Origin of the sequence: Alishewanella sp. BS5-314 (assembly GCF_025377695.1) — a bacterium.
In the GTDB taxonomy this organism is placed as follows: Bacteria; Pseudomonadota; Gammaproteobacteria; order Enterobacterales; family Alteromonadaceae; genus Alishewanella; species Alishewanella aestuarii.
Genome location: NZ_JACEHJ010000002.1, coordinates 296,287 through 308,306 on the forward strand (window position 1 = coordinate 296,287; position 12,020 = coordinate 308,306).

Here is a 12,020-nt window from a genome sequence, read left to right on the forward strand (position 1 = left end):
TTTCATTTACAAAGTTTCGGGCCGGTGAGCATAATAACATCTTTACAGTGGGGCTGAGGGAGCCGTGGTATGGCGGAAAATGAACTGGAATTGGTCGATCAGGGCGCAAAAAAGAAAAAACTGATCATTATCGGCGCAGCTGCCGGCCTGCTGCTGGTATTGGCGGTGGTGGCATTTTTTCTGTTAAGTGGCGGTGATAGCAGTGCCCCAGTCACTAGCGAGCAAGCTGGCACTGAAGCTGGCGCTGGCCCAACCGTGGCGCAGGGCTCGGCGCTTTATGTGCAGATGCCACGACCTTTCGTATTTAATGTTGCGGGGGCAAACCGGGATCGGTTGGTACAGATCCGGGTGCAACTGATGGTCCGTGGCGATGCCAATCAGGCGCTGGCGATGCGGCATATCCCATTAATTGAAGGAACTTTACTGGCGACCTTTAGTACCGCCAGTGCTGATGAATTAATAACGTCAACCGGGAAAGAACAATTAAAGAACAAAGCGCTGATCGATTTGCAAACCGCGATGCTGGATGTGGTGGGCAGTGCTGTCGTCGCAGAAGTTTTGTTTACCGGTTTTGTGATGCAATAACAAGAGTGAATAACAGTGTCTGACTTACTATCGCAGGATGAAATTGATGCGCTGTTACATGGCGTCGATGAAGTCGAAGAAGAAGAAGTAGATAGCAGCGATGGCGCCGATGGCGGGCGCACGGTGCAGTTTGACTTCTCATCCCACGACCGTATCGTTCGTGGTCGTATGCCTACGCTGGAAATGGTAAACGAGCGGTTTGCCCGCCATATGCGGATCAGTTTGTTTAATATGATGCGCCGCACTGCCGAGGTGTCAATCAACGGCGTGCAGATGATCAAATTCGGCGAATATGTTCATACCCTGTTTGTACCGACCAGCTTAAATATGGTGCGGTTCCGGCCATTAAAAGGTACCGGCCTGATCACCATGGAAGCGCGTTTGGTGTTCATTCTGGTAGATAACTTCTTTGGTGGTGATGGTCGTTATCACGCCAAGATTGAAGGCCGCGAATTTACGCCAACAGAGCGGCGTATTATTCAAATGCTGTTAAAACTGATTTTTGAAGATTACAAAGAAGCCTGGGCACCGGTAATGGATGTCTCGTTCGAGTATCTGGACTCTGAAGTCAACCCGGCAATGGCGAATATCGTCAGCCCGACAGAAGTGGTGGTGATTAGCTCCTTCCATATCGAACTGGACGGTGGTGGCGGCGATTTTCATGTCACCTTGCCGTATTCGATGTTGGAACCGATCCGCGAACTGCTGGATGCGGGTGTGCAGAGCGATAAGGAAGATACGGATCTACGCTGGTCAAAAGCGCTGCGTGACGAGATTATGGATGTGAAAGTTGACCTCAGTACCAAGATGCTGGACGTGGACTTGACCTTGCGTGACATTATGGAGCTGAAAGCCGGTGACATTATCCCGGTAGAGATCCCGGAGCATATCACGGTATTAATCGAGGACTTACCCACCTTCCGCGCTAAGCTTGGCCGCTCACGGGACAATGTAGCGCTGAAGATCACCGAGAAAATTAAGCGGCCAGAGTCGGCGAAATCCGAAATGCAGGTCTTTACCAAGGGCGGCAGGCGCCTGGATAACGATGCCGATATTTTAGAATTAGAGGCTGATTTAAATATCAGCGAACGAGACAGAAGGTAACGAAGATGGCAAATGATCAGGACACCATGGATGAATGGGCAGCCGCAATGGCGGAAGCCGAAGGCGGTGCTAAAGCGGTTGAGCTGGAAGAGCTGAGCGATGATAAAAGTTCTGAGGTGGACAGGCGCAAGCTGGATACAATCCTGGATATTCCGGTTACCATTTCGATGGAAGTCGGACGCTCTAAAATCAGTATTCGCAATTTGTTGCAGCTAAACCAGGGCTCGGTAGTGGAGTTGGACCGTATCGCCGGTGAGCCATTGGATGTATTGGTAAACGGTACCCTGATCGCGCACGGTGAGGTGGTGGTGGTTAACGATAAATTCGGTATCCGTCTTACTGATGTAATCAGTCAAATCGAACGTATTAAGAAGTTACGTTAATGGCCAATACTGATTGCAGATCTTTGAGTAAAGGCGTGTTGTTGGCAGTGCTACTCTCTGCTAGTGCTGTGCAGGCAATATCGCCTGAAACTGGTAATCCGACAGCCGTAGTGCAGGCAGCAACGCAGCAGATGGAAACGGTAGAGCCGGTAGTCGAAACCCCGGCATCCGAGTCGGCAGAGCCGGCAAAAGATGAGCAGAGTAGTGCGCCTGCGCCAGCCACTGCCAGTAAGACCGCCACACCAGCTACTGGTCCGAATCAGTTCACCGAGCGCAGCGCGGTGCTTAATCCGGGCAGTGAGCAACGCAGTTCGCCGATGACAATACTGCAAATAGCCAGTTCTCTGACGCTGGTTATTTTACTGGTACTGGGTTTGGGCTGGTTATTCAAGAAATTGACGCTACGCTTGCCCGGTGGACGCCATATCAAGGTGGTAACGGCTATGCCACTGGGGCAGCGAGAAAGGCTGTTAGTTATTGAAATACAAGGAAAACAGCGGGTGATTGGCGTCACTCCACATAGTGTTAATTTCCTCTTTGAATTAGAAAATCCACTTCCTGAAGAAAAGTTGGCATCAGATTTTCATACACAGCTGCAGTCATTCCTGAAAAAATAGAAGTTGGCATGCTGCGAGTGTTGTTTATTCTGTTGCTGGTGCTGTTAAGCCCACAACTGCTGGCCGATAACGGCACCTTATCGGCCGTTACGGTCACGACTAATCCTGATGGTTCTCAGTCCTACAGCGTGACGCTGCAGGTGCTGGCCATTATGACGGCGCTGAGCTTTATTCCGGCGATGGTCATTATGATGACCAGCTTTACCCGCATCATAGTGGTGCTGGCTATTCTGCGTCAGGCGATAGGCTTACAACAAACCCCTTCCAACCAGGTGCTAATTGGTATCACGCTATTCCTGACGTTCTTTATCATGGCGCCGGTGTTTAAATCTATTAATGAACAGGCGATTCAACCTTATCTGGAAGAAACCCTAAACCCGGTGCAGGCACTGGATGCAGCCATAGTGCCGTTAAAAGCCTTTATGCTGCATCAGACCCGGGTAAGAGATCTGGATACCTTTGCTCAGATCGCCGGTTTAGAGGTTGCGGAAAATCCGCAGGACTACCCGATGACCGTGGTGGTACCCGCCTTTGTCACCAGCGAGCTGAAAACGGCGTTTCAGATTGGTTTTATGTTATTTATCCCATTTCTGATTATTGATTTGGTGGTGGCGAGCGTACTGATGGCGATGGGTATGATGATGCTATCGCCAATGATTATCTCGTTGCCGTTTAAACTGATGATGTTTGTACTGGTTGACGGCTGGATCCTGGTGATGGGCACCCTGGCGACCAGTTATGGAGTTGGCACATGAGTCCGGAAACCTTTGTTGATGTGTTGCGGGACTCGTTATTTATCGTGATCCTGCTGGTAAGTGCCATTATTCTGCCATCACTCTTTGTTGGTCTGATCGTGGCGGTATTTCAGGCTGCGACCTCGATTAACGAACAAACGCTGAGCTTTTTACCGCGGTTAATCGTTACGCTGTTGGCGTTAATCTTTGGCGGTCATTGGTTAGTGCGGGTAATTATGGATTACACCACTGAGCTGTATCAAAGCATTCCGCAGGTTGTCGGTTAGGTCAGCCAATGGAAATTCTGATGGCAACCCTGATGCAGACCATAGCGGATTTTTTACTGCCGCTGTGTCGGGTCTCCGGCATGCTGATGATTATGGCTGGTTTGGGCGTGCGCACTATTCCAACCCGGATCAAAACCGCGCTGGTGGTATTGATCACCTTAGTGATGATGCCGATGCTGCCGAAAACTATCTATCCTGATCTCATTTCATTTGCGATGTTACTGGAGGTATTGCTGCAGCTGACCATCGGCTTTGCACTGGGCTTTATCTCGCTGATGTTTATCAATACTTTTATTTTAGCGGGGCAGTTATTGGCAACCCAAACTGGTTTAGCTTTTGCTTCGATGGCAGATCCGGCCAGCGGGATTTCGGTGCCAGCTATTGGTCAGTTTTATCTGATCCTGGCTACCTTGCTGTTCTTTGTCTTTAACGGCCACCTGATTATGATCCAAATGCTGGTATTCAGTTTTGAGACGCTGCCGATCAATGGTCAATGGTGGGACGTAACCAGTTACTGGACCATTATCGAATTCGGTGGCTGGATGTTTGCTACCGCCCTGGCTATCGCACTGGCACCTATTGTCGCCATGCTGGTGGTGAATCTGTCCTTTGGTATTATGACCCGCGCCGCGCCGCAGTTAAATATTTTCTCGATTGGTTTTCCAATCACCATGCTATCCGGTTTACTGATTTTATGGCTGACGCTGGATACCTTCCTATTTCATTACGAAAAGCAGTGGGAGCATGTCATCGACTATAGCTGCCGGCTGATAGGCTGTTAGGAGGCTGACATGGCAGAAGATTCCGGCGCCGAAAAAACCGAACAGCCCACGCCCAAGAAGCTGCAAGACGCAGCGAAAAAGGGCCAGATCGCCCGCTCAAAAGACCTTGGCACGGCTTTTGTTTTAATTGGCAGCGCCGCCGCCTTACTGATTTTTGGTAAGATGTTAGCGATGGCGATGTTAAACATCGGCCAACGGCTGATGCGTTTAGACCAAAAAGATATCTTTGAAACCAATAGTATGTTTACCGCCTGGGGAGACGCCGGCAGAGAGCTGGCGGCACCTTTGGCCGGCATTTTTTTACTGATCCTGATTGCGGCTTTTATCGGCAATATTCTGTTAGGTGGCTATAACTTTAGCTGGGAGGCGGCGGCGCCTAAGGCCAGTAAAATGAGTCCGTTAAAAGGTTTTAAACGGATGTTTGGCTTGCAGGCATTAATGGAGCTTGGCAAAAGCATTTTAAAAGTAGCGGTAGTGGTCGGGATTGCCTATTTGCTACTGAAGCTGTTCTTTATGGATATTATGGCGCTGTCACTAATGAGTGAGCCAAATAATATTGAATCAGCACTCTACTTTCTCGGTTGGTTGTTTTTAGGGCTGTGCGCCAGTATCTCGGTAATAGCGCTGGTCGATGCCCCGTATCAAAAGTGGCATCACACCGAGCAGCTGAAAATGTCGTTGCAGGAAATCAAAGACGAACACAAAAACTCTGAAGGTAGTCCGGAGATCAAAGCCCGGATCCGCCGCACCCAGATGCAGATGTCGATGAAGCGGATGATGCAGCAAGTACCGACAGCGGATGTTATCGTCACCAACCCGACACACTATGCCGTGGCGCTGAAGTATGATCAAGGCAAGTTCCGCGCCCCGGCCGTGGTTGCGAAAGGCGTGGATGAGGTCGCGATGTATATCCGTAATATCGCCAGAGAGCATAAGATCCCGGTGATTGAATCACCCGCACTGGCGCGGTCTATTTATTACACTACCAAGCTTGACCATCCAATCCCGGAGCAATTGTTCGCCGCAGTAGCCCAGGTACTGGCCTATGTTTATCAGCTTAACCTGTACCGCAAAGGTAAGGGTAGCAGACCTAAAGCGTTGGCTAAAGAGTTGCCAATCCCGCCAGAGGTGCGCCACTAACGCTGCAATTTTCAGCACTTAGTACAGCAGACTAACAGACTGGAATAGTTCTTGCTGAAACACGGGTTAGTGTCAATACCTTGTCAGGTCGCTCATGCAATTTGCCCAGTATTTCAGTAAATTTGATAAAGCTCAGCTGCAACATCTTAAAGGGATCGGGACGCCTTTATTGATTCTGGCCGCTCTGGCAATGATCGTGTTGCCGTTGCCACCGCTGATGCTGGATATCCTGTTTTCCTTCAATATTGCATTGGCGCTGGTGGTATTACTGGTCACCATTTATACCGGCAGACCACTGGATTTCGGTATTTTCCCCAGCGTACTGCTGGTTGCCACTATTCTGCGTCTGGCACTGAACGTCGCCAGTACCCGTGTCGTACTGCTGGAGGGTCATAATGGCGGTGATGCAGCCGGGGCCGTGATTGAAGCCTTTGGTTCAGTGGTCATCGGCGGCAACTATGCCGTGGGTATAGTGGTGTTTCTGATCCTGATTATTATCAACTTTGTCGTCGTTACCAAGGGTGCTGGTCGAATTGCCGAAGTATCAGCCCGTTTTACCCTGGATGCGATGCCGGGTAAGCAAATGGCGATTGATGCCGATCTAAACTCAGGTTTGATTACCCAGGAAGAAGCACGCAAGCGACGGGAAGAAGTGACCAGTGAGGCCGATTTCTATGGCTCGATGGACGGTGCCAGTAAGTTTGTAAAGGGTGATGCCATTGCCGGTATTGTGATTCTGGTGATTAATCTGGTCGGCGGTATTTTTATCGGTATGGTGCAGCATGGCCTCAGTTTTAGCCAGGCGATGGAAATCTATACCTTGCTGACCATCGGTGATGGCCTGGTGGCCCAAATCCCCGGCCTGCTGTTGTCAATCGGTACCGCCATCATTGTTACCCGTCAGAATAAAGAAGGTGACCTTGGCAAAGAGATGCAAAGTCAGCTTGGCGATAATACCCATGTGCTCTTTGTCGCCGCAGGCGTGATGACGTTAATGGGCATAGTCCCTGGCATGCCGCATTTCGCTTTTCTTTCACTGGCGGCGCTTTTAGGTGGTGTGGCCTGGTACACCAAAAAATTAGCAACCACTAAGGCTGCCCAGTTAATGCAGCGACCAACCAGTGCCAGCAATGCGATGAGTGATGTGCAGCCGGTAAAAGAAATTGGCTGGGATGACGTGCAAGGTGTTGATGTGATTGGGCTTGAAGTTGGCTATCGCTTGATCCCGCTGGTTGACAAAGCGCAGGGTGGTGAGCTGTTAAACCGGATCAAAGGGGTAAGGAAAAAGTTATCCCAGGAGCTGGGGTTTCTGATCCCGCCGGTACATATCCGCGACAATCTGGATTTGGAGCCAAACAGCTATCGGGTGGCCTTGATGGGGGTCACCAATGGTGAAGGGGAGCTGCGTCATGATAATGAGCTGGCAATCAACCCTGGTCAGGTATTTGGCACGGTGAAGGGGATTGCGACCCGGGATCCGGCGTTTGGTCTGGATGCGGTCTGGATCAGCAAAGATCAGCGTGAACATGCGCAGACACTGGGCTACACCGTGGTGGATGCCGCAACGGTAGTGGCGACCCATCTCAGTCAGATCCTGACCAATAATGCGGCCAGTTTACTGGGACATGAGGAAGTACAAAATCTGCTGGATATGCTCGGTAAGCATTCTCCGAAGCTGGTCGAGGGGCTGGTACCCGATACGCTACCGCTGACCGCAGTGGTGAAGGTATTGCAGAATCTGTTACACGAAGGGGTGCCGATCCGCGATATGCGTACCATAGTGCAAACCCTGGTCGAGTACGGGGCTAAGAGTCAGGATATTGACGTCCTTACCGCCGCTTGCCGGATTGCTCTGCGCCGGCTAATTGTGCAAGAGGTCGTTGGTAGCAAGCAGGAAATTCCGGTTATTACCTTTGCACCTGAACTGGAGCAAATGCTGCATCAATCAATGCAGGCCGCGGGTAATGATGGCGCTGGTATAGAACCGGGGTTGGCCGATCGCATTCAACAGTCGCTGCAGGAAGCTCATCAGAACCAGGAATTAACCGGTGAAAGTGCGGTGATGCTGACGTCAGGAATTTTACGCTCAGTGATGGCACGATTTGTGAAGTACACCATTCCAGGATTACGGGTGTTGTCGTATCAGGAAATTCCGGACGATAAGCAGATCCGCATTGTCAGTGTCATCGGTCAGTCGAACTAGGAGTAACTCATGAAAATTAAACGCTTTGTTGCCAAAGATATGCGCAGTGCCCTAGCCGACGTTAAGGAGTTCCTTGGACCGGACGCCATTATCCTGTCCAATAAAAAAGTCGCTGAAGGCGTGGAAATCGTTGCCGCCATTGATGCTGAGCCGGCTGTCCCGAAAGCTAAAGTTGCTGCTGCACAGGTCGAAGACATTACACCTCCGGCTAAGCGCAATGAACCCAGAGTTAATCTGGCCATTACCGACGAAGCAGAGCCAGCAGATTCACTACGTGCCTTGCTGGAGCGTCAAATGCAAAAGCAAGGGCAAGTGCCGGACGCGCCAAAAGCTGCCAGCGCTGCGCCCAAACCCACGCTGCAAAAAGCCAGTCAGTTCGAACGTCAAAATCCTGTCGCTGCGACCCCAGCGCCGCAATGGCAGGAAATCAGTAAACTGCAACAACAACAGGCTGAGCTGATGCAACAGCAGTTTAGCAAGATGCAGGCTGAGATGTTGTCGATGCGGCAATTGCTGCAGCATCAGGTATCTGGCCTGATGTGGCAGGAACTGGCGCGGCGTGAGCCGGTGCGGGCACTGGTCATTGAAAATCTGCGTCAGCTCGGTTTATCAGAGCTGGTCGCCGATCAACTGGCGTGTTTTATGCCGGAAGATTTAAATACGCAGGATGCCTGGCAAACTGCGCTCGAGTTACTGGCTGGCCAGGTGAGTACTACTCAGGACGATATTTTGCGCCGCGGTGGCGTGGTGGCGCTGGTCGGCCCTACCGGCGTAGGTAAAACTACCACCGTAGCCAAGTTGGCCGCAGCCTTTGCCAAACGTCACGGTACCGATCAGGTCGCGTTAATTACCACCGATTGTTTCCGCATTGGTGCCTTTGAGCAGTTAGCGACCTTTGGTCGTATTATTGGCTGTCCGGTTAAGCAGGCTAAAGACAGTGAAGAATTATCTATCTTGTTGAATCAACTACAACAACGTAAACTGATCCTGATTGACACTGCCGGCATGAGCCAGCGCGATCTACGACTGGCTGAGCAGCTGGCGTCACTGGTGCACAACACCCGTGTCAAAATTCGCAGTTATCTGGTATTGTCAGCGACAGCGCAGGCCCGGGTGATGCAGGAAACCGTGCTGCAATTTAAACGTTTGCCACTGGCAGGCTGTATTTTTACTAAGCTGGACGAGTGTCTCAGCCTGGGAGAAGCGTTAAATATCGCTATCCAGCATGCGCTACCCATTAGCTATCTGACCGATGGCCAACGGGTGCCGGAAGATTTACAGATCGCTGATGCGCAGACACTGGTCGATAATGCCGAACAGTTACGTCTGGCGCATAGCCAACCAGCTCATCAGTGGTATCCGCAAGAGCAGACGGATGCCTTATATGCATAAGAAGTCAATAGCAGAAGATCAGGCCAGCGGCCTCAGACGCATGAATAGACAAAAAGTAAAAGTGATCTCCGTTACCGGTGGTAAGGGCGGGGTCGGAAAAACTAATATCACGCTGAACCTGGCGATGGCATTGGCGCAAATGGGCAAGAAAGTCCTGGTGCTGGATGCTGATCTGGGTTTGGCAAATTGTGACGTGATGCTGGGTTTGCGGGTTGAACGCAATCTTTCTCACGTATTAAGTGGTAAAGCCAGTCTGGACGATATTCTGGTAGAAGGCCCTTTTGGCATTAAAATTGTCCCCGCCACCTCGGGTAATCAGGATATGACTGAATTATCGCCGGTGGAGCATGCCAGCCTAATCCGTGCCTTCAGCGAGCTGGAAACGCCGATCGACGTGTTATTGGTTGACACGGCTGCCGGAATTTCCGACATGGTGCTCAGCTTTTCCCGCGCCTCGCAGGATGTGTTGGTGGTGGTTTGCGATGAACCGTCATCCATCACTGATGCTTATGCGTTAATGAAAATCCTCAGCCGCGACCACGGTGTTGAAAAATTTAAAATAGTTGCCAATATGGTGCGAAGTAGCAAAGAAGGTCTGGAATTATTTGCTAAACTAACCCGGGTAACAGACCGTTTTCTGGATGTAACGCTGGAGCTGGTTGCAACCGTACCGCAGGATGAAAATGTCCGCCGGGCGGCGCGTAAACAAAAAGCCTTTATTGATGCTTACCCAACCACCGCAGCCAGTATGGCGGTGAAAGCGCTGGCGCTAAAAGCAGCTAAGTGGCCTTTGCCTGAAAATGCTTCCGGCCATTTGGAGTTTTTTCTGGAGCAGCTTGTCCAGCCACAATCTGAGTAGGGGGTTCTTTGAACAGTAAGTTGGCCGCATATGGTGGTATTGATCACATGCAGCAACTAGTGGAGCGCCATGCACCACTGGTCAAACGCATCGCCTATCATTTATTAGCCCGGCTACCGGCCAGCGTACAGGCCGATGACCTGATCCAATCCGGTATGATTGGCTTAATTGAAGCCGCCAAAAATTTTGATGGTAGCAAAGGGGCCAGTTTTGAAACCTTTGCCGGCATTCGTATTCGGGGTGCCATGCTAGATGAAATAAGGCGTGGCGACTGGACGCCGCGCTCGGTGCATCGTAATGCCCGCTTAATCGCCGATACCATTGCTGAGCTCGAAGCTCAACTTGGGCGTGATGTTCGTGATTATGAAGTTGCAGAAAAACTTGCTATCTCTTTAGATGAATATCATCATATGCTTAGTGATGTGAGTTCGGGTCGGATTATCGGCATCGAAGACCTCGGTATCTCCGAAGATGTTTTGGTGACGGCTGAGGATTCAGATACCGATCAGCTGTACCATGAGCAGGCTAATGAGGCGTTTAACGCGGCACTGGTGAAACATATCAGTAGTTTGCCGGAGCGAGAGGCATTAGTCTTATCACTGTATTATAATGACGAACTAAACTTAAAAGAAATTGGGGCTGTACTGGATGTCAGTGAGTCCCGGGTCAGTCAGATTCATAGTCAGGCATTAGTGCGGTTAAAAGCCCGAATGCAGGCTTGGTTGTAGTGTATCCTGAATAATGGGATGACGTGCTCTTCGGAGGGGACTTTGGATAAGAATATGAAGATTCTCGTAGTCGACGATTTTTCGACCATGAGACGGATCATCAAGAACCTGTTACGCGATTTAGGCTTTACCAATATTTCAGAAGCGGATGACGGCAGCACGGCTTTGCCGATGTTGCAGAATGGCGATTTTGATTTCGTGGTAACCGACTGGAATATGCCTGGGATGCAGGGGATTGACCTGCTACGTGCGATCCGGGCAGATGCGAAACTTAAGCATATACCGGTATTGATGGTGACTGCCGAAGCCAAGAAAGAGCAGATTATTGCTGCCGCTCAGGCTGGCGTGAATGGCTATATCGTCAAACCTTTTACTGCAGCAACATTACAGGAAAAGCTGGCGAAAGTATTCGAACGGATCGGCTAAGCCGGAGCTGACCAAGGAGTGACGCCATGTCTGCCAATTCGGCTCCGTTAATCACGCTAGACCAAGCCAGAGAGCTGGTACAACTGTTGGAGATGGGCGAGCAGGACATCGCCAACCAATTGGTACAGCAACTCGGTATGCCCGGCTCGTCGGAATTATTTGCCGAGGTTGGCAAACTGACCCGGCAATTACACGAGTCATTGAAAAACTTTCAGATTGATCCCTCGCTAAACAATATTTTGGTTGAAGATATCCCCGATGCCAAAAAGCGCCTTAACCACGTTATTGATATGACTGAGCAAGCGGCTAACCGGACTATGGATGCCGTAGAGTCATGCTTACCTATTGCCGATCAAATCAGTCAGCAACTAAATCAGTTGTTGCCAAGATGGCAGAAACTGATGAAGCGCGATCTGGAATTGGGTGAATTCAAAACCCTCTGTCATGGCATTGATGCTTTTCTGGCAGAGACGGTGACGGAGTCAAACCGACTGAATCAATTATTGACTGACGTATTAATGGCGCAGGATTATCAGGATTTAACCGGTCAGATTTTACGCCGGGTCATCGAATTAGTCCGTGAAGTCGAAGAGAGCCTGATCGGCCTGCTTACTGCTTTTGGTAACAGTAACGTGCAGGTAATGGAACCCAAAGCTGCCAAACGAAAGATTGAAGCTAATGAAGCTGAGGGGCCTATTATTGATAAAGAAGGCCGCAATGATGTCGTCAGTGGTCAGGACGATGTGGATGACTTACTGTCGAGCTTAGGTTTTTAACAGA

The 12,020-nt window shown here is 50.3% G+C and carries 14 protein-coding genes; all 14 read left to right on the forward strand.

The window, feature by feature from the left end:
- The first annotated feature begins 69 nt into the window (after positions 1-69).
- The 14 genes from fliL to H1D31_RS05940 all read left to right on the forward strand — a co-directional run bounded on the left by fliL (position 70) and on the right by H1D31_RS05940 (position 12,016).
- The gene (fliL, locus tag H1D31_RS05875; protein WP_261256897.1) at positions 70-585 is read left to right on the forward strand and encodes a flagellar basal body-associated protein FliL; all 516 of its coding nucleotides are present in this window, start codon (positions 70-72) and stop codon (positions 583-585) included.
- Between the two features lie 15 nt (positions 586-600).
- Positions 601-1,689 (forward strand): flagellar motor switch protein FliM, encoded by a 1,089-nt coding sequence (gene fliM / locus H1D31_RS05880; RefSeq protein WP_008609984.1) that lies wholly within the window; start codon positions 601-603, stop codon positions 1,687-1,689.
- Between the two features lie 5 nt (positions 1,690-1,694).
- Positions 1,695-2,072 (forward strand): flagellar motor switch protein FliN, encoded by a 378-nt coding sequence (fliN, locus tag H1D31_RS05885; protein WP_008609985.1) that lies wholly within the window; start codon positions 1,695-1,697, stop codon positions 2,070-2,072.
- Positions 2,072-2,689, forward strand: a complete 618-nt coding sequence (gene fliO / locus H1D31_RS05890; protein WP_261256899.1) for a flagellar biosynthetic protein FliO — start codon at positions 2,072-2,074, stop codon at positions 2,687-2,689. The genes fliN and fliO overlap by 1 nt, the downstream gene beginning before the upstream one ends.
- A gap of 8 nt (positions 2,690-2,697) precedes the next feature.
- Positions 2,698-3,444 (forward strand): flagellar type III secretion system pore protein FliP, encoded by a 747-nt coding sequence (fliP, locus tag H1D31_RS05895; RefSeq protein WP_008949675.1) that lies wholly within the window; start codon positions 2,698-2,700, stop codon positions 3,442-3,444.
- Positions 3,441-3,710, forward strand: a complete 270-nt coding sequence (fliQ, locus tag H1D31_RS05900) for a flagellar biosynthesis protein FliQ (protein WP_008949674.1) — start codon at positions 3,441-3,443, stop codon at positions 3,708-3,710. The genes fliP and fliQ overlap by 4 nt, the downstream gene beginning before the upstream one ends.
- Positions 3,711-3,718: 8 nt before the next feature.
- Positions 3,719-4,492, forward strand: coding sequence for a flagellar biosynthetic protein FliR (gene fliR / locus H1D31_RS05905; RefSeq protein WP_261256904.1), 774 nt, complete (start codon positions 3,719-3,721; stop codon positions 4,490-4,492).
- Positions 4,493-4,501: 9 nt separating this feature from the next.
- Complete coding sequence (gene flhB / locus H1D31_RS05910) at positions 4,502-5,632, forward strand: flagellar biosynthesis protein FlhB (RefSeq protein WP_261256906.1); 1,131 nt, start codon at positions 4,502-4,504, stop codon at positions 5,630-5,632.
- A gap of 94 nt (positions 5,633-5,726) precedes the next feature.
- Entirely contained in the window at positions 5,727-7,835 is a 2,109-nt protein-coding gene (gene flhA / locus H1D31_RS05915; protein ID WP_261256909.1) for a flagellar biosynthesis protein FlhA, read from the forward strand.
- A gap of 9 nt (positions 7,836-7,844) precedes the next feature.
- The gene (gene flhF, locus H1D31_RS05920; RefSeq protein ID WP_008609999.1) at positions 7,845-9,227 is read left to right on the forward strand and encodes a flagellar biosynthesis protein FlhF; all 1,383 of its coding nucleotides are present in this window, start codon (positions 7,845-7,847) and stop codon (positions 9,225-9,227) included.
- On the forward strand, positions 9,220-10,086 hold the full coding sequence (locus tag H1D31_RS05925; protein WP_039925586.1) for a MinD/ParA family protein: 867 nt from the start codon (positions 9,220-9,222) through the stop codon (positions 10,084-10,086). Before flhF ends, H1D31_RS05925 begins: the two co-directional genes overlap by 8 nt.
- A gap of 47 nt (positions 10,087-10,133) precedes the next feature.
- Complete coding sequence (locus H1D31_RS05930; protein WP_008610001.1) at positions 10,134-10,814, forward strand: RNA polymerase sigma factor FliA; 681 nt, start codon at positions 10,134-10,136, stop codon at positions 10,812-10,814.
- Between the two features lie 42 nt (positions 10,815-10,856).
- The gene (gene cheY / locus H1D31_RS05935) at positions 10,857-11,240 is read left to right on the forward strand and encodes a chemotaxis response regulator CheY (protein WP_039925588.1); all 384 of its coding nucleotides are present in this window, start codon (positions 10,857-10,859) and stop codon (positions 11,238-11,240) included.
- A 26-nt stretch (positions 11,241-11,266) separates the two neighbouring features.
- The gene (locus tag H1D31_RS05940) at positions 11,267-12,016 is read left to right on the forward strand and encodes a protein phosphatase CheZ (protein WP_008610003.1); all 750 of its coding nucleotides are present in this window, start codon (positions 11,267-11,269) and stop codon (positions 12,014-12,016) included.
- The last annotated feature ends 4 nt before the right edge of the window (positions 12,017-12,020 follow it).